The sequence below is a fragment of the Sphingobium agrisoli genome (assembly GCF_041877245.1).
GTDB lineage: Bacteria > Pseudomonadota > Alphaproteobacteria > Sphingomonadales > Sphingomonadaceae > Sphingobium.
The window spans coordinates 101503-128068 of sequence record NZ_JBHDJI010000010.1 but is presented as its reverse complement, the minus strand read 5'-3'; the positions used below and the strand labels follow the sequence as shown (position 1 = coordinate 128068).

Here is a 26566-nt window from a genome sequence, read left to right as displayed (position 1 = left end):
TCGTCCTGTCCTTCAATCAGGCCGGGATCAGGCCGTTGGCGCGCGCGATGGCGGTGGTGTCGAAATAATAGGGGGTGATGCCGCTGAATTTGTCGCCGCGCAGGTGAAAGACTTCGGTGAGCGGCATCCGCAGCCGTTCGCCGCTATGCTTGGCCGTGGCGGTGACGACGACCATGACGACGGCATGATTTTCGCCGACGCAGATGTCGCCGGTTTCGAGCGCGGGATCGTCCCAGAAGCCGAACACCTTGCCATAGAGTTCCTGGAGCGCGCGCTTGCCGTGGTAGAAGCCGGCGAAGGGCAGGCTTTCCGCCTCATGGATGACGAAGTCGTCGGTCAGCATGTCGTCCACCGCGTCCCACTGGCCGGTGGCGCTCAGCTGGTAGATGCGCTCGACCATGGCCTTGACCTGCGCGTAGCGTTCCATGTCCATGGGCCTCTCCTGATCCTGCCTCTCCGGCCGACCATGCCGGCTGGCGCGGGGCACGTCACCCTGCAAAAAGAAGCAGGTGCCGGGCGAAGGCCAAGCGTGGACAAGACGCGAGGATGGATAAATTGCGGGAGAGCGGCATGGCGGGCAGGCTGGAGGGCAGGATCGCGCTGGTGAGCGGCGGGTTGCGCGGCATCGGGAAGGCGATCTGTGATTGCCTGGAGGCGGATGGGGCGGTCGTCTATGCGACCGACCTCGATGCGCCGGACAGCGAGGCGGCGCGGGCGGCAAGCCAGTATATCCGGCTCGACGCCACCAGCGAGGACGCCTGGATCGCGGCGCGGGCGCAGGTGGAGCAGGATTTCGGCCGGCTCGACATATTGGTGAACAATGTCGGCGCGGACCTGACCGGGAAGGTGCAGGATCTGGCGCTGGCCGACTGGCGGCGGCTCATCACGCTCAATCTCGACACGGTGTTCCTGGGGACCAAGACGTTCCAGCCGCTGCTGGCAAAAGCGGGGGCGTCCACCCCCTATGGCTCGAGCATCGTCAATATCAGCTCGATCATGGGGCTGGTCGGGATGGGCGAGGTCAGCGCCTATAATGCGTCCAAGGGCGGGGTGCGGCTGTTCACCAAGTCCAATGCGCTGGAGTTCGCCGACGCGGGCGTGCCGATCCGCGTCAATTCGGTGCATCCCGGTTTTGTCGAAACGCCCTTGCTGCGAAAAGGATTCGAGAATTGGGCCGCGCGCGAAGGCACGACGGCCGACGCGATGATCGAGGCGATGGCGCAGACCACGCCGTTCAAGCGGCTGGCCCAGCCGGTGGAGATTGGCAAGGTCGTCGCCTTCCTGGCGAGCGACGACGCCAGCTACATGACGGGCAGCGAAGTCGTGGTCGATGGCGGCTGGACCGCGCGCTGAGGGAGAGCGAAGACATGACGGCAAAGACGGACCTTCAGGGCACGGTGGCGTTGGTGACTGGTGCGACCGGCGGGATCGGACGAGCGACCGTGGCGGCATTGGCAGAGGCGGGAGCGCGGGTGATCGCCACCGACATCGGCGTGGACGCGCAGGTCGATGGGGCGGTGGCCTATGCGCCGCTCGACGTGACGAGCGAAGCGGCGTGGGCGGATGCGATCGCGCGGGCCGAGCGGGAATTCGGGCGGCTCGACATATTGGTGAACAATGCCGGGATCAGCGTGACCAACAGCGTCGCGGCGACCAGCCTGGCCGAGTTTCGCAAATGCTTCGCGATCAACGTGGAGGGCGTGTTTTTGGGCACGCGCGCGGCGCAGTCGCTGCTGGCGCGGTCCGGTGAGGGGCGCGAGGGGGGATCATCGATCATCAACCTGTCGTCGGTGGGCGGACTGCGCGGCGCGGCGATGATGTCGACCTATTGCGCGAGCAAGGGGGCGGTGAAGCTGTTCAGCAAGTCGGCGGCGCTGGAGTTCGCCGCGCTCAAACTGCCCATCCGGGTCAATTCGGTGCATCCCGGCGGGATCGAGACCGACATGATGGACACGATTTTCGCCCGCTATGTCGATGAAGGGCTGTTCGCGGACATGGATGCGGCGCGCGCGGCGGTGTCGGCCGGCCATGCGGTGGGCCGGATGGGGCGGCCGGCGGAGATCGCCGAGGGGATCGCCTTCCTTGCCAGCCCGGCGGCGAGTTTCATGACCGGATCGGAACTGGTGATCGATGGCGGGATGACGGCGCGCTGAGCCGCTTTACCTGACGCAAGAAGGGCTGGATCGTCCGGACGGTCCAGCCCTTCCGCTTGGCGGCATCCGATATGGAGAGAGGATGCCGGCAAATTTCGCCGGGCCGGATCAGGTCTGGTGGAGGATGGTGAAGACGCGCTCGGCGAACAGCCATTCTCCGTCCCGCTTCACCAGTCGGTCATTGTAGCAGGCCCGCGCGCGCTTATCCTTGCCGGTTTCGGGGTCGGTATAGACTTCGGAGAAATAGGTGCGGGCGACGGCCGTGTCGCCGTCGACCCGGATCATGCCGGGCATGGCGACGAAGGAAAGTTCGGGGTAGGCGGGCATGGCGCTGGCCCATAAGTCCATGATCGCGTCGCGGCCGGAAACCACGCCCAGTTGCGGATAGTGGGAAAGATCCCAGTGGCTGTCCTGCGCCCAGAGGCTGGTCATGAGATCGCGATCGACCCGGTTCACCGCGTCGACATAGCTTTCCATCAGTTCGCGGATGGCGATGCGGTCTTCGAGCGGCCCGCTATAGTTGCGGCTCATGCGTCTCTCCTGATCTGCTTTGTTGCAAGCAAGGCTATGCCGGTTCGGTCGCGACCCCTACTCTTGAAAATCTCAGGTTGAGCGCTCGCGCAGCAGGCGACGCAGAATTTTGCCTGAGGGGTTGCGGGGCAGGCTGTCGGTGAACAGCACCGACTTGGGCGCCTTGTAGGCGGCGACGCGCGCGCGCGCCCAGGCGATGATGTCGGCGGGATCGGGCTGCGTACCTGCGACCGGCACGACGATCGCCCGGACCGCCTCCCCCCATTTGGGATCGGGCACTCCGATCACGGCGACGTCCTGGACCTGGGGATGGCTGAACAGCGCGTTCTCGACTTCGGCGGGATAGACATTCTCGCCGCCGGTGATGATCATGTCCTTGATCCGGTCGGCGAGATAGAGATAGCCGTCCGCGTCGATCCGGCCGGCGTCGCCGGTGCGGAGCCATCCGTCGGCGTCGATCGTCTCCGCCGTGGCTTGCGCGCGGTTGAAGTAGCCGGCCATGTTGGCGGGCGAGCGGATGGCGATTTCGCCGACTTGGCCACGCGGCACGTCGTTTCCCTGCGCATCGAGGATGCGGACCTCGACGCCGGGTAACGGCAGGCCGACGCTGCCCATCCTTTCGTTGCCGTCGACGTCATGGTCCTCCGGCGGAAGGCCAGTGATGGTGCCCGCCGTCTCGGTCATGCCGTACATCTGCGCGAAGCCGCAGCCGAAGATGGCGATCGCCTGCCGCAGCAGATCGGTCGGCATCGGCGATCCGCCGTAGCAGATATAGCGCAGAAAGCTGAAATCGGCCTCCGCCGCGCCGGGATGATCGCAGACGATGCGGAGCGCGGTGGGCACGATCATCAGCTTGGTGATGCGGTGGCGCACGAGCAGGTCGAGCAGTTGCTGCGGATCGAATTCGCGCACGACGATCGCTTTCGCCCCATGCTGGAGCGACCAGAGTCCCCAGCCCGACCCGCTGATGTGGAAGATGGGCATGGCGACGAGCGCGACGTCCTCCCCGCTCCAACGATACCAAGCGGGCAGCGCTTCGGGCGGCGCGCTGTCGCGCAGCGCGAGCAGGCTGCGGTTGGTGAGCATCGCGCCCTTGGGATGGCCCGTGGTGCCCGAGGTGTACAGTTGCAGCACGACATCGTTGCGTCCGGCGTCGGCGTGCGGATCGGCATCGTCTTGCGCGTCGCACCAGTCGGCGAAGAGCGCGCCTTCGCCTTCGGTCAGCAGCAGCGGGCAGTCCGGGACTGATTCGAGGCGGGCGGCGAAATCGGGATCGGCGACAAGGAATGCGGGGCGGCAGTCGGCGAGAACATAGGCAATTTCCGGCGGAGCCAGCCGCCAGTTGATCGGCACCATCACCATGCCGGCGCGGATCGCGCCCATCCAATACTCGAAATAAAGGTCGCGGTTGCGCCCGAGATAGGCGACCCGGCTGCCGGGGGCCAGACCGGCAGCGCGCAATCCGTTGGCGACCTGGCTGGCGCGGCGGTCGAGCTGCGCGAAGGTCGTTTCACGATCCTCGAACGACAGCGCGATCGCGTCGCCCCGGTTTGCGGCATGATCGCGCAGATAGTCGCCGATCCTCTTCATGCGCGGTCATCCTCCGTTATCCTGCGCCATCATAGCGTGGGGCGCGGCGCTTGTGCCCTGTCAAATTGGTTGGGTGGCGGAGACTGGCGAAATCGACAGTGCCGCAGCGTGCGTGGCGCTTTATGTTGCATCCCCAAGAATCCGCACGAGGGAGAGCGACATGGATCTGGGCTTGAAGGGCAGGAAGGCGATCCTGATCGGCGCCAATGCGAGCGTCGGTCGTCACACTGCCGAAATCCTGGCGCAGGAAGGATGCGCCATCGCGCTGTGCGGCCGGACCCAGGAGAAGGTCGACCGGGTGGTGGAGACGGTGCGCGGCTTGGGCGTCGATGCCTTCGGCCAGGCGGTCGACGCAAGCGACGCGGAAGCGTTGCCCGCCTTCATCGACGCGGCCGCCGACGCTCTGGGCGGGTGCGACATCTTCATATCTTTCGTATCTACCAATTTGGGCGTGGACAGCGACGAAGGCTGGATGGCGGTGATGAACGCCGACATCTTGCCGCTCTCGCGCGGGGTGCGTGCCGCCCTGCCGCATTTGCAGAAGTCCGACGCTGGGTCGATCGTCACCATTTCGTCCACCGGCGCGGTGGAGGAGTTCATGGGGCCGCAGCCCTACAATGCGCTGAAGGCGGCCGTGATCAACTACAGTAGCGCACTGGCGCAGAAACATGCGGCGGAGGGCATTCGCGTCAATTGCGTGATCCCGGGCCCTGTCTATACCGACGACGGGCCATGGGCCTATATCAAGGCGAATATGACCGAGTTCCACGACGGCATATTGGCGCAGATCCCGACGGGGCGAATGTGCAGCGGCGAGGAGATCGGCAAGGCGATCGCCTTCGTCGCGTCGCCCGCCTGCCGCTTCATGACCGGCGCGAGCCTGGTCGTGGACGGCGGCCTGACCAAGCGCGTCCAGTTTTGACGGAGGCGGGCATGAGCGAGGACGCGCATCCGCCCCGGCTCAACTGCGTCCTGATCGCGGGCGGGCTGTATCATGATTTCGACTTTGCCCGGCTGGAATTGCTGACGCTGCTGGCGCAAGACCCTCGCGTGCGGACGCGGGTGTTCGAGGATTATGGCAATCTGGACGCCATCCGGCAGGCCGATTTCCTGATCACCTACACCTGCGACGTGACGCCGCCGCTGGAGGTGCAGGAGGCGCTGCGCGATTGGGTGCGGGGCGGCGGGCGCTGGTATGCGCTCCATGGCACCAACAGCGTGTTGCGCCTGTTCGACAATGGCCTGTACGGCGCGCCGCGCTGGGCGCCGCTGCTGATGGAGACGCTGGGCACGCAGTTCATCGCCCATCCGCCGATCGCGCCCTACAAGGTGGAGGTGGCCGATCGCGACCATCCGCTAACACAGGGAATCGCGCCGTTCGAGACGAAGGACGAACTCTATCTGATGGAGCGGCATGGCGACCTGCATGTGCTGCTGGACACGGAATTTCAGGGCCAGGCGACCGGGTTCGACGAACATGAATGGGCGCAGGACCGGCATCCGGTGCTGTATATCAAGGCGCAGGGCGCGGGCGCGGTCCTCTACAACACGCTCGGCCATTGCCGGGGGCATTATGACATGCAGCCTTTCCTGGACTGGTGGCCGCAGGTGGATCGCTGCGCGTGGGATTTGCCGGTGTTCCGCGAGTTGCTGCGGCGGGGAATCGAATGGGCGAAGGAGAAGCCCGTCAGCTGAGCGGCCCGACCGGCAGATGCTCCGCGCCCGGCGCTTCGTCGGGCACGGCGACTTCGACCCAGCCATCGGCATCCTCCCGCACGTCGAAGCGGATCAGCGGCGCATAGCCCGCGCCGCCGAGGCATTCGCCGCTGTCGAGCTTGAAGCGCGCGCCGTGGAGCGGACACATGATCGCGCCGCGCCGCACCCGGCCATCGGGCGCGAGCGCGGCGGCCTGGTGCGTGCAGCGGTTGATGAGCGCGTGCAGCCGGCCTTCGTCCCGGACCAGCACCACCGGCCAGCCATGCACGATGAAGGGGTGGGGGCCGAGGCCCTCAATTTCGTCCGCCCTGGCGACGCGGTGGAAAGTCCCGGCCATGTCTATCTCCGCTCCTGCATGGGTGTGAGCGTCTGCCATGCGGGCGGGATGCGGCGCAAGGGGGTCATGCGGCGCGGCTGAGCGCGGCATAGGCGCGCAGGTCATGATCGGCGTCGCCGAGCAGGCGGGTGAGGAGCATGACCCGCTTGAACGCCTGCCCAACCATCAATTCCTCGGTCGTGCCGATGCCGCCATGGAGTTGCACCGCTTCCTCGGCAATATGGATCGCACTGGCGCTGATATAGGCTTTCGCGCCCAGGATCGCGGCGCGTGCCTGCGGCGGCGGCTGGGCGGCGGCGCGGTAGAGCTGCGAGCGGCTGAGTTCGAGCAGCGCGTAGCAGTCCGCCAGCCGATGCTGGATCGCCTGAAAGCGGCCGATCGGCTGGCCGAATTGCTGCCGCGTCTTCACATAGTCGAGCGTGGCGTCGAACATGTGGGTCATGAGGCCGACCAGTTCGGCGGCGATGGCGAGCCGGGCCTGATCGAGCACCGCGTCCAGCGCCGCCGCGCCGCCGGCGAGCAAAGTCGCGGGTGCGGCGGTGAAGACGATGTCGCTCGCGACCGACCCGTCGACCAGCCGATAGTCGGCGCGGGCGACTCCGGGGCCAGCCGGATCGACGGTGAAGACCTGATCATGCCCATTGTCGTCGCGGGCCGTGACCAGCAGCAGGTCGGCGAAGCCGCCGCCCAGTACCGCGATCTTCTGGCCGCTGAGCGTGCCGTCCTGAAACCGCGTCGCGAGGCTGACGGGCAGGTAGCGGCCGCTACGTTCCATATGGGCGAGAGCGGGAAAGCGGGTGCCGGCGATGACGCCGGGCAGGATGGCTTCTCGCGCGGCGACGTCGCCCGATCGATCGATGAGCGACGCTGCGAGCAGGATGACGGAGAGCAGCGGTTCGGTCGCGACACCGCGTCCCATGATTTCCGCCACGGTGATCAGCTCCGCCGCGCCGCCGCCAAGCCCGCCCATATCCTCGGCGAAGGGGAGCGCGAGCAACCCAGTGTCGGCAAGCGTCCGCCAGTTCGCCGGCGCGAAACCAAATGGCTGGGCGACATAGGCGAGGCGGCGGGCGGCATCATAATGATCGGCGACGAAGCGGTCGACCAGATCGCGGAGCATCAGCTGCTCGTCATTCAAATCGAAGTTCACGGCGGCCTGACCCCTGCTCTCCCACGCCGGTGGCGCAAAAGCGTCGCGCCCCGGCGGCCGGTTAAAGCATCATGACGGCGGGCAGGCCGACTGCGCTTTCCGATAGGATCGGGGCGATGGCCGCCAAAAACCTCTCACTAGTCACAGGTTTTTGAACACTTGTCTAAGCATCTGGAGAGGCGTAGCTTTCCGTCTATGGAGAGAACAGACGACTCATTCGTCGCCTGCACGGATCGTTTCGACCCAGAGAGCATGAGCCCGGTCGATTTCCGGTCAAGCAGGCAGGGCACCATCTGCATCGCGTCGATCGAAGACGTGCGGCCGGCCGCGGAGGCGTTGCGCGATCTTGCAAAGGAGATCGGCAATTTCCAGGTCGCCGCCTGTGCCAACATCGCCTCCAAATCGCCGATGATGGACGCGCAGGGCCATGCGCTGGCCTCCGCCGTGTTCGGCTGGCCCGGATCGAAGGACCAGTGGTGGAAGAAGCCGTTGCTGGCGCTGAGTTCGCCGCTGACCTTTGCCTGCCGTTATGAAAGCGAACCCTTCTGGGTGAATGCCAAGGGCATCCATACCCGCGCGCCCAACCCGCTGCTGGACCAGATCGACCTGTCGCATTTCCGCGACGAGGTGAACGCCAAGGCGGTGATCGTCGTGCCGGTGCACCTGCCCTTCGGCCAGATCGGGGTGGTCAGCTTCTCGCTGATCGACGACCGCAGCGACGATCTATCGCGCGAGTTTGACCTCTATGCCGATGTGCTGGAATATCAGGCGCGGCGCTTCATCACCGGCTATTCGCGGGTGGCGAGCGAGCGGCACTGGATTCCGCGCAATTGCCGCCTGTCGAAGCGCGAGGTCGAATGCCTGCGCTGGGCGGCGCTCGGCAAGACCGATGTCGAGATCGCGATGATCCTGGCGCGCAGTTGCGCGACGGTGCGGTTCCACATCCACAATGCCGCGATGAAGCTGGAGGCGGTCAATCGCAGCCAGACCGTGTTCAAGGCGACGCAGCTCGGCTACCTCGGCAGTGTCGCGGTCTCCGCGTCCTGCGGCCAGCATAGCGCGGCCGGATAGCGGCTCTTTTCAGGCCGCCGTGCTGGCGCGGATGACGAGCCGCGCGGGCAGGGTGGAGGGCGGCACCGGCAGCCCTTCGATCTGCGCGACCAGCGTATCGACCAGTAACCGGCCTGCGCCCTTCAAGTCCTGCATCAGCGTGGAGAGCGGCGGGCTGGTCAGGCTGGCGGCGGGAATATCGTCGAAGCCGATGATCGCCACATCTTCGGGGACGCGCAGACCAGCCTGCGCGAGCGCGCGCATTGCGCCGATGGCGATGAGGTCGCTGGCGGCGAAGATGGCGTCGAACGGAACGCCGCGCGCGATCAACGTCTGGGCGGCGGCCTGACCCGCCTCCTCGGCGGTCAGCGCGTCGACCTGAAGCTTGGGATCAGGCGAGAGGCCGTGCGCCGCCAGCGCCTGGCAAAACCCCGCGAAGCGATCGGCGAATTCGGGGTAATGGCCATCGGCATGGCCGAGGAAGGCGATGCGCCGCCGCCCCAGGCCCAGCAGATGTTCGCCGGCCAGCCGCCCCGCCCCCACATTGTCGGAGCCCACGGTCGGCCCGATCGTATCGTCCCCCACCGATCCCCAGCGCACGAAATGAGTGCCGTGGCCGACCAGATCGGTGAGCCGCCGCTCATAGAGCGTATAGTCGCCATAGCCGAGCAAGATCAGGCCATCGGCGCGATGGCTGTCCTGGTAGCGGACATGCCAGTCATCCTCCATCTTCTGGAAGGAGATGAGCAGGTCCAGCCCGCGCGCGCCGCATTGGCGGGTGATCGAACCCAGCATCGCGAGGAAGAAGGGGTTGATGTTCGATTCGTCCGGGGTCGGGTCTTCAAAGAAGAGCAGAGCGATCGTGTTCGACCGCTGCGAACGGAGCGATGAGGCGTTCTTGTCGACCGAATAATTGAGTTCGCGCGCGATCGCCTCGATCCGCTCGCGGGTTTCGAGGCTGACCGAGCGCGATCCGCGCAGCGCGCGGCTGACGGTCGGCTGCGACACGCCGGCGAGATAGGCGATGTCGAAACTGGTCGGCTTGCTGCTGGGCTGCCGCCCCATGGCTCCGCTCCAAAAAGGCGCGCTTGTCACGCCGCAACGACGATAGGGCAGCGCGGAAACCTTGGCAATTGCGTCCTTTCGGCCAGACAGGATCGTGACGCTGCGGCCACAGCGGCGTGTTGCATAAACCGCGCATACGTATGCCGTATGGCCGCTGACGGCCGGACGGGCCTATGACGAAATCTCCGCAGGACAGCGACACTGCACGGTCGCGCCTGCGGAACCAGGGTATCCGCATCGGCCAAGAGGGCTGTGCCGATGTCATAGGGGAGAGGATCTTACAGTGGCTAACCATATCGCGCGCGCTCCGTGGCTGGGCGCATCCCTGCTTGCCATCGCGATCGCCGCGCCGGCGACCGCTCAGCAGGCGCCGCAGGCGAGCACCGCCGCGCCGCAGGACGAGCCGGCCGACACGATCGTCGTCACGGGCTTCCGCGCCGCGCTGGAGAGCGCGGTCAACGTCAAGAAGAATGCGCAGACGATCGTGGAATCGGTGTCGGCCGAGGATATCGGCAAGCTGCCCGATGCGTCGATCGGCGAATCCATCGCCCGCCTGCCCGGCCTCACATCGCAGCGGCTGTTCGGCCGCGCCAATTCCATCGCGATCCGCGGCGCGAGCGCCGACCTGTCCTCCACCACGCTCAACGGCCGGCCGCAGACCTCCACCGGCGAGCAGCGCAATGTCGAGTTCGACCAATATCCGGCCGAAGTCGTCAACCGGGTCGACGTGTACAAGACGCCGCAGGCGAACCTCATCCACCAGGGGCTGGTCGGCACGGTCGACATCCGCACCATCCGCCCGCTCGACTATGGCAAGCGGCTGGTCGCGCTGGGCGCGCGCGGCGTCTATGCCGACCTCGGCAAGGTCAATGCCGACAGCAAAGACAAGGGTTATCGGCTGACCGGCACCTATGTCGACCAGTTCGGCGGGGATACGATCGGTGTCGCGCTGTCGGTCGCCTATAGCGACGAACCCTATCAGAGCGAGGAGTTCGAGGCCTGGGGCTATGCCGACGGGCCGAACGGCGACAAGGTGATCGGCGGCATGAAGCCGTTCGGCGTGTCGACCCAGCTCAAGCGTCTGGGCATCCAGGGCGCGGTGCAATATCGCGCCAGCGACACGCTGATGCTGACCTTCGACGGCTTCTATGGTGATTTCAAGGACAAGCAGATCAAGCGCGGGATCGAATTCCCGCTCTTCTGGTCGGGCGCGCAGCTGTCGCCGACGGGGCTTGAGACCGATGGCGACTTCATCAAGGGCGGCACCTTCTCCAATGTCGAGGCGGTGGTGAACAACCATGGCTATGAGCGCACCTCCACCATCTTCTCCGGCGGGTTCAACGCCAAATATATCGGCGACGACGGCTGGTCGGCGAGCTTCGACTTCGGCTATTCGCGCACCGACCGCAGCGAATTGTCGCTGGAGACCAATGCCGGCACCGGCCCCGGCGGCGGCGTGGGCGCGACCGACACGCTGACCTTCGTCAGCGGCAAGAAGGGTACGCGCTTCACCAGCCACCAGCTCGACTATTCGGACGTCAACAAGATCGTGCTGACCGATCCGCTGGGCTGGGGCGGCGGCGCGCCGCTCGGCCATCAGGAAGGCTATTATAACGACCGCATCATCGACGATGAGCTGAAAAGCTATCAGATCGAAGTCGGCAAGGAGCTGGAAGGGGGCTTCTTCTCAAAGATTTCGGCGGGTCTGGGCTATACCGACCGCACCAAGGCCAAGACCCCTGACGAATATTTCCTGAACCTGGCGGGCGGCGCGCGCCAGCTGGCGGTGCCGCAGGAATATCGCATGGGCGCGACGGATCTGAGCTTCATCGGCGCTGGCCCCATCCTGTCCTACGATCCGTTCAAGCTGCTGGCGGACGGGGTTTATGTAAAGACGCTCAACCCCAGCAAGGACGTGCCCGCCAAAGCCTATGCCGTGACCGAGCGGGTCATGTCGGCCTATCTGATGGCGGACATCAAGACCGCGGTCGGTGCGTCGGAACTCACCGGCAATATCGGCGTGCTGGCGCAGAATACCGAGCAAAAGTCGCGCGGATTCGTCAATCTGGCCGCCGCATCGCTGGTGCCAACCACCCGGGGCGACGATTATTGGGATATCTTGCCCAGCATGAACCTGTCGCTGCGCCTGCCGAGTGACCTCGTCGTCCGGCTGGCGGCGGCGCGCGAAATCCAGCGGCCGCGCTTCGAGGACATGAAGGTGAGCCTGGATTACGGGTTCAACACCGCGAGCGGCATCGTGACCGGCACCGGCGGCAACCCCTATCTGCGGCCTTATCGCGCCTGGGCGGCGGACTTCAATATCGAGAAATATTTCGGAACCAAGGGGTATTTGGGCCTCCAGATGTTCTACAAGAAGCTGCAAAGCTACGTCTATCGCGAGACGGTGCCGTTCGATTATAACGGCCTGCCGGTGGTGGTGCCGCCGGGCGTGACCGACCTGCGCGGCACGATCACCCGGCCGGTCAACGGCAATGGCGGTAAGCTCTATGGCTTTGAACTTGCAGGCACGGTGCCGTTCGAGGTGGTGACGCCCGCGCTCGACGGGTTCGGCCTGACCGGCGGTGTCGGCTATACCAAGACGAGCATCCGCCCCGGCGTGGGCGCCGATGCGGAGGACTTGCCCGATTATTCGCGCTGGGTCGCAAACGGTACGCTCTTCTTCGAGAAATGGGGCTTCTCCGCACGCGGATCGGTCCGCTACCGTTCCTCCTTCGTCGGCCAGTTCGTCGGCTTCGGCGGCGAGCGGGAATTGCGCCGGGCCTTGAGCGAGACCATCGTCGACGGCCAGATCGGCTATGAGTTCCAGAAGGGCAGCGCGCTCGAAGGCGTGTCGCTGTTCCTCCAGGGGCAGAACCTGACCGACGAACCGTTCGTGTCGATCGATCCGGGCGCGCCGCTCCAGATCCGCAACTATCAAAGCTATGGCCGCCGCTTCATGGCGGGCTTCAACTACCGCTTCTGATATGTAGAGTGGTTCCGGCGGCACAGGTCGCGCCGCCGGGGCATATCTTCGCAAGGGGGATCATCCCATGGATGGAACGGCCGCGCGCACCATCGTGATCGCCGGCGGGGGCACGGCCGGCTGGATGACGGCGGCGGCGCTCGCCCGCTTCCTGCCGCGCGGCTGGCGGGTGACGCTGGTCGAATCGGACGAGATCGGCACGATCGGCGTCGGCGAGGCGACCATCCCCGCGATCCGCCTGTTCAACCAGTCGCTCGGCATCGACGAAGCCGATTTCCTGCGCGCGACGCAGGGCAGCTACAAGCTGGGCATCGCCTTTGAAGGCTGGGGCGGGTTCGACGAACGCTATATCCACGGCTTTGGCCTGGTCGGGCGGAGCCTGGGGCTGCTGCCCTTCCACCAATATTGGTTGCGCGGGCGGGCGCTGGGGCTGGCGCGGCCGATCGGCGATTATGTGCTGAACGTCGCGGCGTGCGAAGCCGGTCGCTTCGCGCCGGTCGAGCGCGCGCCTGGCAGCGCGCTGCCGCCCATGCCCTATGCCTATCATTTCGACGCGACCCTCTATGCCCGCCATCTGCGCGCCTATGCAGAGGCGCGCGGGGTCGTGCGGCGCGAGGGGCGGATCGTGGAGGTGCGGCGCGACGGCGAGAGCGGCGATGTCCGCGCGATCAGGCTGGCGGACGGCGGGTCGGTCGAGGGCGCGCTGTTCGTCGACTGTTCGGGGATGCGCGGGCTGCTGATCGCCGATGCGCTGGGCGCGGGATATGAGGATTGGAGCGAATGGCTGGCCTGCGACCGGGCGGTCGCGGTGCCCAGCGCGCGAGTCGAGGGGCCGGTGCCCTACACGCGCGCGATCGCCAGCCGCGCCGGGTGGCGCTGGCGCATCCCGCTCCAGCATCGCACCGGCAACGGCCATGTCTTTTGCTCCGCTTATATGAGCGAAGACGAAGCGACGGCGATGCTGCTGGCGGGGCTGGACGGCGAACCGATGGCCGAACCGCGCACGATCCGTTTCACGGCCGGGCGACGGCGCGAGGCGTGGCGGCATAATGTGGTCGCCATCGGCCTGTCGTCGGGTTTCATCGAGCCCCTCGAATCGACCAGCATCCACCTCATCCAGACCGGGATCAGCCGATTGTTAGACCTGCTGCCGGAGGGCAGGATCGCGGCGGCGGACCGGAACACCTATAACCGACTGACCGCCTTCGAGATCGAGCGAATCCGCGATTTCGTGATCCTGCACTATGCCGCCAACGGAAGGGCGGGCGAGCCGTTCTGGGACCGGCTGCGGCAGATGGATCTGTCCGAGCGGCTGGCGCAGCGGATCGCGCTGTTCCGCGCGCATGGGCGGATCATCCGCGAGGGCGATGAACTGTTCGACGTGCCGGGGTGGGTGCAGGTGATGGTCGGCCAGAATATCCTGCCCGATGGGTGGCATCCACTGGCCGAGCAACTGGACGAGCGGCAGCTCGCCGCCTTTCTCGACACGGTTCACAAGGCGGCGACCAGCGAGGTCCGCCACATGCCGCCGCACGCCGATCTGCTGGCGCGATTGCACCCCAAGGAGCCTGTTCATGCGTAAATTGGCCGCCCTGATGACAGGGGCGATGATGATGGCGACGACGCCCGCCACCGCCGACACGCTCGGCGACCTGCGGGCGAGGACGCCCGAACAGGAAATCGTCTATTTCGTGCTGCCCGACCGCTTCGCCAATGGCGCTCCCACGAATGACCGGGGCGGCCTCAAGGGCGATCGGCTGGCGACGGGCTATGATCCCGCGTCGCGCGGCTTCTATCACGGCGGCGACCTGAAGGGGCTGACGGCGAAGCTCGATTATATTCAGGAGCTGGGCGCGACCGCCATCTGGCTGGCGCCCATTTTCAAGAACAAGCCGGTGCAGGGTGGGAAGGGCCAGGAAAGTTCGGGCTATCATGGCTATTGGGTGACCGATTTCACGCGCGTCGATCCGCATTTCGGCACCGATGCCGACTTCAAGGCGCTGGTCGACGCCGCCCATGCGCGGGGCATGAAAGTCTATATGGACATCATCGCCAACCATACCGCCGATGTGATCCAATATGCGGAAAGCCCGACCAGCGCCGCACCCTATCGCAGCAAGGCCGAGTATCCCTGGTCGCGCAAGGGCGGGGTGAAAGGCGGGGCGATCAATGCGGGCTTTGCCGGCGATCATAATGCCAGCGCCGCCAACTGGGCGAAACTGACCGATCCGGCCTTTGCCTATACGCCCGTCGTGCCCAAGGGCGAGGCGCGGGTGAAGGTGCCCGCCTGGCTCAACGATCCGATCTATTATCACAATCGCGGCGATACCGACTGGAAGGGCGAGAGTTCGCAATATGGCGACTTTGTCGGGCTCGACGATCTGGCGACCGAAGACCCGCGCGTGGTGGCTGGCTTCATCGATATCTACAAGGGCTGGATCGACCGCTTCGGCATCGATGGATACCGGATCGATACCGCGCGGCATGTGAACGCGGAATTCTGGCGCGCCTTCATCCCCGCGATCCGCGCCCATGCGGCGGCAAAGGGCATTCCCAATTTCCATGTCTTCGGCGAAGTGGCGACCGGCGACTATGACCCGGCGCTGCTGGCGAGCTGGACGCGGAGCGCGGCGTTCCCGGCCGTGCTGGACTTCGCCTTCATGCGCGCGGCGGTGGACGCGGCGAGCGGCAAGACGGGCACCGAGATGCTGGCGCGGATGGTCGAGGATGACGCCCTTTACGAAGGCGGCAAGGCGGCGGCGCTGCAACTGCCGACCTTCCTTGGCAATCATGACGCGGGGCGCTTCGGCTGGTTCCTGCGGCAGCAGAACCCCGCGATGAGCGATGCCGAGGCGCTGGCGCGGGACATGCTGGGCCACGCGATGCTGCTGACGCTACGCGGCGTGCCGACGCTCTATTATGGCGACGAACAGGGCTTTGCCGGCAAGGGCAATGACCAGCAGGCCCGGCAGGACATGTTCGCGTCGAAAGTCGCGGAGTACAATGATGACACGCTGATCGGGACGGCGGCGACGACGGCGCGCGACAATTTCGAGGCTGGCCATCCGCTTTATCGCGAGATCGCCAAGCTTTCCAAGATCCGGCGCGAAACGCCTGCCTTGTCGCGCGGCGCGACTGTCCTGCGGGCGAGTTCGGAAAAACCGGGCCTGTTCGCCGTGTCGCGGATCGATCCCGACACGGGCCGCGAGGTCGTGGTCGCCTTCAACACATCGGCCGCTCCGCTGTCGGGCCATATTGCGGTCGATCCGGCGAGCGGCGGGTTCACCGCCCTCGCCGGCCCCTGCCCAGAAGCGCCGGTTGCGCCCGGCAGCATCGCCCTTACCCTCCCGGCGTTCGGCTATGCCGTCTGCGCCGCCAAGGACTGATCCCAGACCATGACGCTTTCCGTTCACGCCGACCTGCCCTGGTGGAAGGGCGCGGTCATCTACCAGATTTATCCGCGCAGTTTCTGCGACAGCAATGGCGATGGGATCGGCGACCTTGCCGGCATCACCCAGCGGCTGGAGCATGTCGCGAAGCTGGGCGTCGACGCGATCTGGATTTCGCCCTTCTTCACCTCCCCCATGCGCGATTTCGGCTATGACATCGCCGATTATTGCGACGTCGATCCGATCTTCGGCACGCTTGGCGATTTCGAGGCGCTGGTTGCGCGGGCGCATGATCTGGGCCTCAAGGTCACGATCGACCAAGTCTATGCCCATACATCCGACCTGCACGACTGGTTCGCAAAAAGCCGGGCGGGGCGGGGCGGTGACAAGGCGGACTGGTATGTCTGGGCCGATCCCAAGCCGGACGGCACGCCGCCCAATAACTGGCAATCCGTGTTCGGCGGCCCGGCCTGGACCTGGGACGCGCGGCGCGGGCAATATTATATGCACCAGTTCTTGAGCAGTCAGCCGCAGCTCAATGTGCATAATTCGGCTGTTCAGGACGCGCTGCTCGGCGCGATGCGTTTCTGGCTCGATCGGGGGGTGGACGGCTTCCGGCTCGACGCGCTCAACCATTCGATGCACGACCCGCTGCTGCGCGACAATCCGCCCGCGCCGGCCGATGGCAAGCTGCGGACCCGGCCGTTCGATTTCCAGATCAAGAAATACAGTCAGAGCCATGAAGGCGTCACCGATTTCGTCGCGCGCATCCGCCGCTTGTGCGACGAATATGGCGCGATCTTCACGGTGGCGGAGGTGGGGGGCGCCCTCGCGGAAGCGGAGATGAAGGCCTATACGGCGGGCGACACGCATCTCAACAGCGCCTATGGCTTCAACTTCCTCTACGCCGACGCGCTCACCCCGGCGCTGGTCAAGGACACGGTGGAGCGCTGGCCCGATGAGCCGGGCATGGGATGGCCGAGCTGGGCGTTCGAGAATCATGACGCGCCGCGTGCGCTGTCGCGCTGGTGCGCGCCGCAGGACCGGGCAGCGTTCGGGCGGATGAAGGCGATGCTGCTCATTGCGCTGCGCGGCAACGCCATCCTCTATCAGGGCGAGGAACTGGGGATCACCCAGGTCGATATCCCCTTCGACAAGCTGCAAGATCCCGAAGCCATCGCCAACTGGCCGCTGACCCTGTCGCGCGACGGGGCGCGCACCCCGCTGCCCTGGGAAGCGGATGCGCCGCAGGCGGGCTTTTCCAGCGTGGAGCCATGGTTGCCGGTGGGCGAAGAGAACCGCGCACGGGCGGTGGACTCGCAGGAAGCGGATACAGGCTCGCTGCTGCATCACACCCGCGCGATGCTGGCGCTGCGAAAGGATAATCCGCCGCTCAGGCATGGCGCGCTGGACGTGCTGATCGCCGACGATCAGCGGCTGCTGTTCCGCCGGCATGTCGAGGGCCAGTCGCTGCTCTGCCTGTTCAATCTGTCGGCACAGGCGGCGGACTGGCCGGCCGAGATCGCCGCCACCAACCATGTGCTCGCTGCGGTGAATGGTGCCGCGCCCGGCGCCCTGCCCGCCTATGGCGCGCTGATGATCGAGGAATGACGATGACGACGATGTTCAAGGCCGCTCTGGCGGTCCCTTTCCTGCTGGTGACGCCGGTTCTGGCGCAGGAAGCGCGGCCCTCGGTCACGGCGGCTTCGCCCGATGGCAGCATCGTGCTGACCGTTTCGACCGACAATGACAGCCGGCCAACCTGGTCGCTCTCGCGCAAGGGCAAGCTGCTGATCGCGCCGTCGAAGCTGGGCTTCATCCTGACCGACGGGCTCAACATGGTCCGCGGCTTCTCGATGACGGGATCGGAGAAGCGGTCGGACAAGCAGACATGGGAGCAGCCCTGGGGCGAGCGGCGCTATGTGACGGACAATCACAATGAGCTGCTGGTGCGCTTCAAACAGTCGGACGTGCAGGGCGCGCGGCTGATGAACGTGCGGTTCCGGCTATTCGATGATGGCGTCGGCTTCCGCTACGAGCTGCCCGAGCAGCCCGGCATCAAAACGATGAAGATCGCGGACGAGTCGACCGAGTTCGACATCGCGCCCAAGGGCACAGCCTGGTGGATTCCCGGCGGCGAATGGAACCGGTACGAGCAGGTCTATCAGGCAACGCCGATCGACGCCGTGTCGACCGCACATACGCCGATCACGATGCGGCTGGAGGACGGCACGCATCTGAGCTTCCACGAAGCCGCGCTGGTCGACTATTCGGCCTATTGGCTGAAGCGGGCGTCGGGCCAGACCTTCCGCACGACGCTGTCGCCTTCGTCGCAGGGCGCGCGGGTGACCCGCGACCTGCCGTTCAACACGCCATGGCGCGCGATCCGCATCGCCGACAGCGCGGCGGGGCTGGTGGAGAACGACCTGGAGCTGAACCTCAACGAACCCAACAAGCTGGGCGATGTCAGCTGGTTCAAGCCCGCCAAATATATCGGCATCTGGTGGGGGATGATCCGGGGCGACTGGAGCTGGGCCGAGGGGCCCAAGCATGGCGCGACGACCCGGCGGACGAAGCAATATATCGATTTCGCGGCCAGGCACGGGTTCCGGGGCGTGCTGGTGGAAGGGTGGGACAAGGGCTGGAACGGCGAATGGTTCGGACATGGCGATGCGTTCAGCTTCACGCAGTCGACGCCCGATTTCGATCTGCCGGGGCTGGCCGCCTATGCGAAGAAGAAGGGCGTCCACCTGATCGGCCATCATGAGACCGGCGGCAACATCGCCAATTACGAGGCGCAACTCGATGACGCGATGAAGCTCTATGGCGGGCTCGGCGTGGATGTCGTCAAGACCGGCTATGTCGCGGACATGGGCGGGATCATCGCGCCCGCTGACGCGCCGGGGACGACCCGGATGGAATGGCATGACGGGCAGCGGCAGGTGCAGCATCATCTGAAGGTCGTCGAGACCGCCGCCAAATATCATGTCGCGGTCAACGCCCATGAGCCGGTCAAGGATACGGGCCTGCGCCGCACCTACCCCAACTGGGTCGCGCGCGAAGGGGCGCGGGGTATGGAGTATAACGCCTGGGGCGCCTTCGCCAACGGGCCGGACCATGAGCCGACCCTGGTCTATACGCGGATGCTGTCGGGGCCGATGGACTTCACGCCCGGCGTGCTGAGCCTGGAGGGGGCGGAACATGCGCCGCTCGCCTCGACCCTGGCGAAGCAGCTGGGGCTGTACCTCGCCATCTATTCGCCGATCCAGATGGCGGCCGACTTTGTCGAGACGCTGGCGAAATATCCCAGGGAACTGGACTTCATCGCCAAGGTGCCGGCGGACTGGAGCGAAAGCCATCTGATCGCGGGCGAAGTCGGCGACTATGCGATATTCGCGCGAAAGGATCGCAACAGCGCGAACTGGTATGTCGGCGGGGTCAATGACGCGACGGCGCGGACGGTGCCGCTCAGCTTCGATTTCCTGGAGCCGGGGAAGAGCTATACCGCGACGATCTACAAGGATGGCGACGGCGCGACCTATCTGACCGAGGCGCGGCACAAGATCGCCTATGAGACACGCACCGTCAGCAAGGGCGACCGGTATGACCTGTGGCTTGCGCCGGGAGGCGGGGCGGCGATGCGGGTGGTCGAGGCGAAGTAGGGCGCCCGGCTTCCCGACTTCGGGGTAAGGACTGCCTTCCAGAACGCCCGACATGCGGCGAGTGTCGCGCAACCGTCAGGGGTTTGGCGCAGACCTGGGTGGAGGCTGTTGCCGCTGGCGCCCTAGCACATTGTCGATCCACTGCTGGTCCAGCTTGGGCGGTTGCGGCCGATCCTCGGGATCGACCTCCATCTGCGGGTCGTCCTCCGATCCTGCCTCCTCGGGCCGGCGGCGCTCAATCGGCAGGCCGTTCTCGTCCACCATCATGCCGGGGTCCGCGCCATTGTCCGGCGCGCCATAATAGGCTTCTTCGTCCGGCTCCAGTTGCCATTCGGGCAAGGTCACTTCGGTCTCGAACTGCTCGACCGGACGCTTTGCCGTCGCCACCTTCATGTAAGCGGCAAAGGCGCGGGCCGGGGCGCGACCGCCCTGGAGCACGCCCACCGCGCGCGCATCGTCCCGGCCCATCCACACGCCGGTCGTGATCCCGCTGGAAAAGCCCAGGAACCAGCCATCCTTGTTGCTGCTGGTGGTGCCGGTCTTGCCGGCGACCGGGCGCCCGATCTGCGCCGCGCGGCCGGTGCCGGTGCTGACCGCCGTCTGCATGAGATCGGTCATGCCCGCCGCCACCCATGGCGCGACCAGCACGCGGCTGGTATCGTCCTCATGGTTATAAAGCAGCCGACCGTCGGCCGTCGTCACCTTGGTAATGCCATAGGGCGTTACCGCGATCCCCTTGCGCGCGATCGAGGCGAAGGCGCGGGTCATGTCGATCAGGCGCACGTCCGATGTGCCCAGCACCATCGAGGGGTGGGTGTTGATCGGCGTCGTCACCCCGAACCGCCGCGCCATGTCCGCCACGGTCGGGAACCCAACCTCTACGCCCAGCTTCGCCGCCACCGTGTTGATCGAATAGGCGAAGGCGGTGCGGACGTCGATCGTGCCCGAAAAGCGCCCGTTGCTGTTGCGCGGGCTCCACCCGTTGATCGTCACCGGCTCGTCGGTCACGCTGGTGTCGGGGGTATAGCCCGCCTCCAGCGCCGCCATATAGACGAAGATCTTCCAGGCCGATCCCGGCTGGCGCGTCGCGGTCGTGGCGCGATTATAGTTGGAGGTCACATAATCGAGGCCGCCGACCATCGCCCGCACGGCGCCGTCGCGATCCAGGCTGACCAGCGCGCCCTGCGTGCCGGCGGGCACATTGGCCTTGATCGCGGCGGTCGCGGCATTCTGCATGCCCAGGTCGATCGTGGTATAGACCTCCAGCGGCTCGTTCGGCTCGTCGATCAGCACGTCGAGCTGCGGCAACGCCCAGTCGGTGAAGTAGCGGACGCTGTTTTGCGGCGGCTCGGGGGCCATTTTGACGTTGGCAAGGTCGGCACCGGCGCGTTCCGACGCGGAGATCGTCTCATTCTCTTCCATCAGGTCCAGCACGACGCCCGCGCGCCCGATCGCCGCGTCGGCGTCGGCGGTGGGGCTATAGCTGGACGGGGCTTTCACCAGCCCCGCGATGATCGCCGCTTCAGGTAGGCTGAGGCGGGTCGCGGGATGGCCGAAGAATTTGCGGCTGGCGGCATCGATGCCATAAGCGCCGCCGCCGAAATAGACCTTGTTGAGATACAGTTCCAATATCTGCCGCTTGGAGAATTTGCGCTCCATGGCGAGCGCCAGCACCATCTCGCGCACCTTGCGGCCGAAACTGTAGCTGTTGTTGAGGAAGATATTGCGCGTCACTTGCTGGGTGATGGTCGACGCGCCCTGCCAGCGCCGGCCCGACCCGCGCCGCTCCACCGCGACCCAGGCGGCGCGCGCCAGGCCGACCGGATCGACACCGGGGTGAAGGTAAAAACGCTTGTCCTCGGTCGAGATCATGGCGTCGACCATGACCTGCGGGATCTGCTCATAGTGCAGCCATTGGCCGAAGCTCGGCCCCAACGACACGATCACGCTGCCATCGGCGGCATGGACGCGGATCATCTGGCCGTTGGGCGAGGATTTCAGGCTGTCATAGCTTGGCAGCGACTGCATCGCGATCACCACCGCGATCACTATGGCCAAGAGGCCAGCGACCGCCGCCGCCAGGCCGATCTTGACCCCGCGCACCAGCCATTTCTTGACGCCCGTGCGCGCCGCCCTGCTCTTGCCTGATCCTGCCATCTGTGCCGCCCCGAATAGGGCCTAATCCCCGCACTCGCCAGTGCAAATGCTGGCGGCAGGCGTCTTCATGACGATCGGCGCTTTACGCAGGATGAACCGCCGTTATTCGGCTTCGCCGCGCGGTTTGAAGTCCAGGCTGGCGCTGTTCATGCAGTAGCGCAGGCCATTGACCCCCGGCCCGTCCGGAAAGACATGGCCCAGATGCCCCTCGCACTTGGCGCAGCGCACTTCGGTGCGGATCATGCCATGGCTGGCGTCGCGTATCTCCTCGACCGCGTCGATATCGACCGGCGCGGTGAAGCTGGGCCAGCCCGACCCGCTGTCATATTTCTCTTCCGCGTCGAACAGCTCCGCGCCGCAGCCGGCGCAATAATAGACGCCATCGGCCTTGTTGGCATTATATTTGCCGGTGAAGGCGCGCTCGGTGCCCGCTTCGCGCAGCACATGATATTGTTCGGGCGAAAGGCGGTCGCGCCATTCGGCTTGCGAAAGATTGAGCTTGTCCATGGCCGCAATATGGTCGTGGCGGCACGCGCGATCAAGCCCGCTCCCGCGCCGCCTGCCGGGCAATGGTCAGCAACTCCTGCCGCACCATCAGGTCGCCTGTGCCCCGGCCGGACCGGGTCGCGCGCTCGGCGTCGAGCAGTCGCTGGACGACGCGGGCGATGCCGGGCGAATCCCACTGACGCACCTGCCGCGTCACCGCGCCCTTCTCCTTCCAGAACACCGCCTTGCCCGCGGCCTCCACGGCTGCCTCCGCCCGGCCGCCGTCACCTGCTTCGGCGCGGATCGTGGCGATCAGCATCGCGCGGTTGAGCAGCGGGCGGATGACCGAGGCCATCGCCGCGCCGGTTTCGGAAAGGCGCAGCAATTCCTTGTGCATGGACTTGAGGTCGCCGCCCAGCACGGCGTTCACCAGCGGTCCTGTCTCGGTATCGGGATTGTCGGCGGCCAGCGCATCCAGCGCCTCGGCGCTCGCCTCGCGCGGGCGTTCGGGCGCGGCGTCGAGATAGAGGATCAGCTTCTCCACCTCGCCCGCCATCAACGCCCGGTCGCCATTGGCGAGATCAACGATCCGCCGCGCCAGTTCGGTGGGAAGGCGCAAGCCCCCTTCGCGGGCGATGCCGATGGCGATCTGCTCCGCCTCCCGCGCGTCGGGCTGATAGGATATGAGCGCCAGCGCGCCCTTGTGGTCCAGCGCCAGCTTCAGCAGCTTGGACGTGGGCTTGAGCGCGCCTGCGACTGCGATCACCGGATTGCCCGCCGCCTCCGCCTCTAACAAAGCGGCGAGGGCAGGGGCGGACTCGTCGCCCATCCCGCTCACCCGAACCCAGCGCCTGTCGCCGAACATGGAGAAGGACGCCGCCTCGTCCGCCAGCCGGGCGGGATCGTCCTTCAGCGTCGCATTGTCGAGGTCGATCCGCTCCGCCTGCGGCCCCATCGCCCGCTCCAGCCTCCGGGCGAGCGCGCTGCTGCCGGCCTCGTCGGGCCCGTAGAGCAGGAAGAAGCGGACGTCGGCAGGCGGCGCGTCGAGCGCCCTTTCCATCTGGCCGCGATTGGCCTTCAAGGATTGGCCGCCTTGCGCGAATGAAGGGCGAGGCGGGTGACGATCTGGTCGGCGACCCGCTGGGACAACCGTTCGAGCGCTGTATCCTCGGCCGCGATCGTCGCATATTCGCTGGAGGTGACGTCGATGCCCGCGTCCGACCCGGCGGTGTCGTCCAATATCTGCGCGCCGGTCGCGGCATCGACCAGCTGGTAGCGGGCGCGCAGCGTCCGCCGCTCGCGGGTGATGGCGGCGTCGGACCGCAGGCCGAAGCCGGCGATATCGTCGTCCAGCTTCACCACCAGCCTATAGCGGGGCGCATCGCCCGCCCCCATCGCCGCCAGCCGGTCATTAAGCGCATTGCGGACCAGCCATCCCGCCTTGCCCTCGATCGGCGCGACCTCGACGCTGCCCAGCGCGCTTGCCACCGCGCCATGGCTTCCCCCGCCATAGACCGGCCGCAGCCCGCAGGCGGTGAGGGTGGCGAGAGCGATGAGGGGGAGGGCGCGCTTCATGGACCCTCCTTAGCATTGTCCACGCCGATTTAAACCGTGCTCCGGCGAAAGCCGGAGCCCAGGATGGAGGGCCGCCCGATCGACCCTGGGCTCCTGCTTTTCGCAGGAGCACGGCAGACGGTTCAGATCACCAGATTGACCAGCCGATCGGGCACCACGATCACCTTCTTCGGCGACGCCCCATCAAGGATTCGCGCGACATTGGGCGCGGCGATGGCGAGCCGTTCCAACTCCTCCTTCGACGTCCCTTTCGCCACGGTGATGGTGTCGCGCAGCTTGCCCATCACCTGGCAGGCGATGGTGACCTCATCCTCGACCAGCAGCGCCGGATCGACCGCCGGCCATGCCGCGTCGGCGATCAACCCTTCGCCACCCATCTCGGCCCAGCCTTCCTCGGCCAGATGCGGCGTCATCGGCGCGACCAGCAGCGCCAACGCGCGGATCGTGGCGGTGCGCGACGCGGAGGGCTTCGCCTTCTCGATCGCGTTCACCAGCTCGTAGATCTTGGCGACGGCCTTGTTGAAGCCCAGCGCTTCGATGTCCTTCGCAACGCCATCAATGGTCTGATGCAGCTTGCGGTCCAGCGCCTTGTCCTGCCCTTCCGCGCGCGCATCGGCCTCGCCGAACAGCCGCCACACGCGGTTGACGAAGCGCCAGCTGCCCTCAATCCCTGCCTCGGTCCACGGCAGGTCACGCTCGGGCGGGCTGTCGGACAGCATGAACCAGCGCACCGCGTCCGCGCCATATTGGGCGATGATGTCGTCGGGATCGACGACATTCTTCTTGGACTTGGACATTTTCTCGACGCGGCCGACCGTCACCGGCGCGCCGCTTTCGATGTGGGTGTAGTCGTCGCCCGACTTCTTCACTTCACCGGGCGAGAGCCAGCTGCCGTCGCCCGCCTTGTACGTCTCGTGCGTCACCATGCCCTGGGTGAACAAGCCGGTGAACGGCTCGGCAAAACCTAGCTGCCCCATATGCTGGAGCGCGCGGGTCCAGAAGCGGGCGTAGAGCAGGTGCAGGATCGCATGTTCCACGCCGCCGATATATTGGCCGACCGGCAGCCATTGCTCGACGGTCGCGCGGTCGAATGGCTTGTCCGATGGCTGGCTGGCGAAGCGGATGAAATACCAGCTCGAATCGGCGAAGGTGTCGAGCGTATCGGTCTCGCGCACCGCCGGCTTGCCGCACTGCGGGCAGTCGACATGCTTCCACGTCGGGTGGCGATCGAGCGGATTGCCCGGAATGTCGAAGCTGACATCTTCGGGCAGCACCACCGGCAGCTGCGCCTTGGGCACCGGCACCACGCCACAACCCTCGCAGTGGATGACCGGGATCGGCGTGCCCCAGTAACGCTGGCGCGACACGCCCCAGTCGCGCAGGCGGAACACGGTCTTGCCCTCGCCCCAGCCTTCGCTCTGCGCGCGCGCGATGACGGCGGCCTTGGCCTCCTCGACGCTCATCCCGTCCAGAAAGCGCGAGTTTACGAGGCGCCCCGGCCCGGTATAGGCTTCGTCGTGGATCGGCTTGCCCGCCTCGCCCTCCGCCGCGACGACGCGCTCGACGGGCAGCATATATTTGCGCGCGAAGTCGAGGTCGCGCTGGTCGTGCGCGGGCACCCCCATCACCGCGCCCGTGCCATAGTCCATCAGCACGAAATTGGCGATGAAGACCGGCAGTTGCCAATCGGGATCGAACGGGTGCGTGACCGACAGGCCGGTGTCGAAACCCAGCTTTTCCGCCGTCTCCAGCTCGGCCGCGGTGGTGCCGCCTTCCTTGCACTTTTCGATGAAGGCGGCGGCGTCGGCATCGTTCGCCGCCACCGCCTGCGCGACCGGATGGTCCGCCGCGATCGCGACGAAGCTGGCGCCAAAGATGGTGTCGGGCCGGGTCGAATAGACCGCGATCCCCGCGCCCGCGTCCAACCCTTCGAGCGCCTCGCGCTCCGGGAAGGGCGCGAAGTCGAACCGGAATTGCAGGCCGACGGACCTGCCGATCCAGTTCTCCTGCATGGTCCGCACCTTGTCGGGCCACTGATCCAGCGTCTTCAGCCCTTCCAGCAGATCGTCGGCGAAGGCGGTGATCTTGAGGAACCATTGGCTGAGCTTGCGCTTCTCGACCAGCGCACCCGATCGCCAGCCTCGCCCGTCGATCACCTGCTCGTTCGCCAGCACGGTCATGTCGACCGGATCCCAGTTGACCGCGCTCTCCTTGCGATAGACGAGGCCCGCCGCCAGCATGTCAAGGAACAGAGCCTGCTCATGGCCATAATAGTCCGGCTCGCAGGTGGCGAGTTCTCTGGACCAGTCGATCGCGAAGCCCAGCTTCTTGAGCTGCGCGCGCATGTTAGCGATGTTGGATCGGGTCCAAGTGCCCGGATGCACCTTCTTTTCCATCGCTGCATTTTCCGCCGGCATGCCGAAGGCGTCCCACCCCATTGGGTGCAGCACCTCATGCCCGGTCATCCGGCGGAATCGCGCTAGCACGTCGCCCATCGAGTAATTGCGGACATGGCCGATATGGATGCGCCCCGAGGGATAGGGGAACATTTCCAGCACATAGGAGCGCGGCTTGGGCGACGCGTCGTCGGCCCTGAAGCTCTGCCGCTCGTCCCAGGTCGCCTGCCAGCGGGCGTCGGCCTCAAGCGGGTTGAAGCGCCTTTGCATGTCCAATCCTTGTAAATGCAATCGGGCTGGGCCTTGTGTTCAGCCCAGCCCCGATG

The 26566-nt window shown here is 66.1% G+C and carries 21 protein-coding genes; 10 read left to right on the top strand and 11 right to left on the bottom strand.

What is annotated here, in order from left to right; translation table 11 throughout:
• Positions 1–16: 16 nt before the first annotated feature.
• A complete protein-coding gene (locus tag ACETPF_RS16090; protein ID WP_373935565.1) occupies positions 17–433 on the bottom strand; it encodes a nuclear transport factor 2 family protein in 417 nt (138 codons plus the stop codon).
• Between the two features lie 113 nt (positions 434–546).
• Between ACETPF_RS16090 and ACETPF_RS16085 the strand changes: the two genes are divergently transcribed.
• Together ACETPF_RS16085 and ACETPF_RS16080 are read left to right on the top strand one after the other, a co-directional pair.
• Positions 547–1353 carry an SDR family NAD(P)-dependent oxidoreductase gene (locus ACETPF_RS16085; protein WP_373935564.1) on the top strand — a complete coding sequence of 269 codons (807 nt, stop codon included), beginning with the start codon at positions 547–549 and terminating at the stop codon, positions 1351–1353.
• A gap of 14 nt (positions 1354–1367) precedes the next feature.
• Positions 1368–2153 carry an SDR family NAD(P)-dependent oxidoreductase gene (locus tag ACETPF_RS16080; RefSeq protein WP_373935563.1) on the top strand — a complete coding sequence of 262 codons (786 nt, stop codon included), beginning with the start codon at positions 1368–1370 and terminating at the stop codon, positions 2151–2153.
• 108 nt (positions 2154–2261) lie between these two features.
• Here the strand turns inward: ACETPF_RS16080 and ACETPF_RS16075 are convergent, their stop codons facing one another.
• Both ACETPF_RS16075 and ACETPF_RS16070 read right to left on the bottom strand, forming a co-directional pair.
• Complete coding sequence (locus ACETPF_RS16075) at positions 2262–2684, bottom strand: nuclear transport factor 2 family protein (RefSeq protein ID WP_373935562.1); 423 nt, start codon at positions 2682–2684, stop codon at positions 2262–2264.
• A 72-nt stretch (positions 2685–2756) separates the two neighbouring features.
• A complete protein-coding gene (locus tag ACETPF_RS16070; protein WP_373935561.1) occupies positions 2757–4274 on the bottom strand; it encodes a fatty acid--CoA ligase in 1518 nt (505 codons plus the stop codon).
• A gap of 160 nt (positions 4275–4434) precedes the next feature.
• Between ACETPF_RS16070 and ACETPF_RS16065 the strand changes: the two genes are divergently transcribed.
• Complete coding sequence (locus tag ACETPF_RS16065; RefSeq protein WP_373935560.1) at positions 4435–5196, top strand: SDR family NAD(P)-dependent oxidoreductase; 762 nt, start codon at positions 4435–4437, stop codon at positions 5194–5196.
• An 11-nt stretch (positions 5197–5207) separates the two neighbouring features.
• Complete coding sequence (locus ACETPF_RS16060; RefSeq protein ID WP_373935559.1) at positions 5208–5969, top strand: ThuA domain-containing protein; 762 nt, start codon at positions 5208–5210, stop codon at positions 5967–5969.
• Here the strand turns inward: ACETPF_RS16060 and ACETPF_RS16055 are convergent.
• Positions 5962–6366, bottom strand: coding sequence for a Rieske (2Fe-2S) protein (locus ACETPF_RS16055; protein WP_373935558.1), 405 nt, complete (start codon positions 6364–6366; stop codon positions 5962–5964). The two genes, ACETPF_RS16060 and ACETPF_RS16055, sit on opposite strands and share 8 nt — an antisense overlap.
• A gap of 25 nt (positions 6367–6391) precedes the next feature.
• Entirely contained in the window at positions 6392–7477 is a 1086-nt protein-coding gene (locus ACETPF_RS16050; RefSeq protein ID WP_373935557.1) for an acyl-CoA dehydrogenase family protein, read from the bottom strand.
• 252 nt (positions 7478–7729) lie between these two features.
• Between ACETPF_RS16050 and ACETPF_RS16045 the strand changes: the two genes are divergently transcribed.
• Positions 7730–8548: a helix-turn-helix transcriptional regulator gene (locus ACETPF_RS16045; RefSeq protein ID WP_373935556.1), complete on the top strand. Its 819-nt coding sequence runs from the start codon at positions 7730–7732 to the stop codon at positions 8546–8548.
• Between the two features lie 9 nt (positions 8549–8557).
• On the opposite strand, the gene ACETPF_RS16040 is transcribed toward ACETPF_RS16045, so the two are convergent.
• Positions 8558–9592: a LacI family DNA-binding transcriptional regulator gene (locus ACETPF_RS16040; protein WP_373935555.1), complete on the bottom strand. Its 1035-nt coding sequence runs from the start codon at positions 9590–9592 to the stop codon at positions 8558–8560.
• A 283-nt stretch (positions 9593–9875) separates the two neighbouring features.
• Here ACETPF_RS16040 and ACETPF_RS16035 point away from each other — a divergent pair, with 283 nt between their 5' ends.
• From ACETPF_RS16035 to ACETPF_RS16015, 5 genes are all read left to right on the top strand, one after another.
• The gene (locus ACETPF_RS16035; RefSeq protein ID WP_373935554.1) at positions 9876–12575 is read left to right on the top strand and encodes a TonB-dependent receptor; all 2700 of its coding nucleotides are present in this window, start codon (positions 9876–9878) and stop codon (positions 12573–12575) included.
• A gap of 67 nt (positions 12576–12642) precedes the next feature.
• Positions 12643–14157 (top strand): tryptophan halogenase family protein, encoded by a 1515-nt coding sequence (locus ACETPF_RS16030; RefSeq protein ID WP_373935553.1) that lies wholly within the window; start codon positions 12643–12645, stop codon positions 14155–14157.
• The gene (locus tag ACETPF_RS16025; protein ID WP_373935552.1) at positions 14150–15961 is read left to right on the top strand and encodes an alpha-amylase family glycosyl hydrolase; all 1812 of its coding nucleotides are present in this window, start codon (positions 14150–14152) and stop codon (positions 15959–15961) included. The genes ACETPF_RS16030 and ACETPF_RS16025 overlap by 8 nt, the downstream gene beginning before the upstream one ends.
• 9 nt (positions 15962–15970) lie before the next feature.
• Entirely contained in the window at positions 15971–17575 is a 1605-nt protein-coding gene (locus ACETPF_RS16020) for an alpha-amylase family glycosyl hydrolase (protein ID WP_373935551.1), read from the top strand.
• Positions 17576–17577: 2 nt separating this feature from the next.
• Positions 17578–19626, top strand: a complete 2049-nt coding sequence (locus tag ACETPF_RS16015; RefSeq protein ID WP_373935550.1) for a glycoside hydrolase family 97 protein — start codon at positions 17578–17580, stop codon at positions 19624–19626.
• 75 nt (positions 19627–19701) lie between these two features.
• Here ACETPF_RS16015 and ACETPF_RS16010 read toward each other — a convergent pair whose 3' ends face one another.
• The 5 genes from ACETPF_RS16010 to leuS all read right to left on the bottom strand — a co-directional run bounded on the left by ACETPF_RS16010 (position 19702) and on the right by leuS (position 26510).
• Entirely contained in the window at positions 19702–21783 is a 2082-nt protein-coding gene (locus tag ACETPF_RS16010; protein ID WP_373935549.1) for a transglycosylase domain-containing protein, read from the bottom strand.
• A 102-nt stretch (positions 21784–21885) separates the two neighbouring features.
• Positions 21886–22290, bottom strand: coding sequence for a peptide-methionine (R)-S-oxide reductase MsrB (gene msrB, locus ACETPF_RS16005; RefSeq protein WP_373935548.1), 405 nt, complete (start codon positions 22288–22290; stop codon positions 21886–21888).
• Between the two features lie 31 nt (positions 22291–22321).
• Complete coding sequence (holA, locus tag ACETPF_RS16000; RefSeq protein WP_373935547.1) at positions 22322–23350, bottom strand: DNA polymerase III subunit delta; 1029 nt, start codon at positions 23348–23350, stop codon at positions 22322–22324.
• The gene (gene lptE, locus ACETPF_RS15995) at positions 23347–23844 is read right to left on the bottom strand and encodes an LPS assembly lipoprotein LptE (protein ID WP_373935546.1); all 498 of its coding nucleotides are present in this window, start codon (positions 23842–23844) and stop codon (positions 23347–23349) included. The genes holA and lptE overlap by 4 nt, the downstream gene beginning before the upstream one ends.
• Before the next feature lie 122 nt (positions 23845–23966).
• Positions 23967–26510, bottom strand: a complete 2544-nt coding sequence (gene leuS / locus ACETPF_RS15990; RefSeq protein WP_373935545.1) for a leucine--tRNA ligase — start codon at positions 26508–26510, stop codon at positions 23967–23969.
• Positions 26511–26566: the final 56 nt, after the last annotated feature.

Coding starts and splice junctions, on each gene's coding strand:
- ACETPF_RS16090 (WP_373935565.1), bottom strand. CDS start 433: ATGGACATGGAACGCTACGCGCAGGTCAAGGCCATGGTCGAGCGCATC.
- ACETPF_RS16025 (WP_373935552.1), top strand. CDS start 14,150: ATGCGTAAATTGGCCGCCCTGATGACAGGGGCGATGATGATGGCGACG.
- ACETPF_RS16010 (WP_373935549.1), bottom strand. CDS start 21,783: ATGGCAGGATCAGGCAAGAGCAGGGCGGCGCGCACGGGCGTCAAGAAA.
- leuS (WP_373935545.1), bottom strand. CDS start 26,510: ATGCAAAGGCGCTTCAACCCGCTTGAGGCCGACGCCCGCTGGCAGGCG.
- ACETPF_RS16080 (WP_373935563.1), top strand. CDS start 1,368: ATGACGGCAAAGACGGACCTTCAGGGCACGGTGGCGTTGGTGACTGGT.
- ACETPF_RS16085 (WP_373935564.1), top strand. CDS start 547: ATGGATAAATTGCGGGAGAGCGGCATGGCGGGCAGGCTGGAGGGCAGG.
- ACETPF_RS16040 (WP_373935555.1), bottom strand. CDS start 9,592: ATGGGGCGGCAGCCCAGCAGCAAGCCGACCAGTTTCGACATCGCCTAT.
- ACETPF_RS16075 (WP_373935562.1), bottom strand. CDS start 2,684: ATGAGCCGCAACTATAGCGGGCCGCTCGAAGACCGCATCGCCATCCGC.
- ACETPF_RS16060 (WP_373935559.1), top strand. CDS start 5,208: ATGAGCGAGGACGCGCATCCGCCCCGGCTCAACTGCGTCCTGATCGCG.
- ACETPF_RS16030 (WP_373935553.1), top strand. CDS start 12,643: ATGGATGGAACGGCCGCGCGCACCATCGTGATCGCCGGCGGGGGCACG.
- ACETPF_RS16015 (WP_373935550.1), top strand. CDS start 17,578: ATGACGACGATGTTCAAGGCCGCTCTGGCGGTCCCTTTCCTGCTGGTG.
- ACETPF_RS16055 (WP_373935558.1), bottom strand. CDS start 6,366: ATGGCAGACGCTCACACCCATGCAGGAGCGGAGATAGACATGGCCGGG.
- ACETPF_RS16045 (WP_373935556.1), top strand. CDS start 7,730: ATGAGCCCGGTCGATTTCCGGTCAAGCAGGCAGGGCACCATCTGCATC.
- lptE (WP_373935546.1), bottom strand. CDS start 23,844: ATGAAGCGCGCCCTCCCCCTCATCGCTCTCGCCACCCTCACCGCCTGC.
- ACETPF_RS16070 (WP_373935561.1), bottom strand. CDS start 4,274: ATGAAGAGGATCGGCGACTATCTGCGCGATCATGCCGCAAACCGGGGC.
- msrB (WP_373935548.1), bottom strand. CDS start 22,290: ATGGACAAGCTCAATCTTTCGCAAGCCGAATGGCGCGACCGCCTTTCG.
- ACETPF_RS16065 (WP_373935560.1), top strand. CDS start 4,435: ATGGATCTGGGCTTGAAGGGCAGGAAGGCGATCCTGATCGGCGCCAAT.
- ACETPF_RS16020 (WP_373935551.1), top strand. CDS start 15,971: ATGACGCTTTCCGTTCACGCCGACCTGCCCTGGTGGAAGGGCGCGGTC.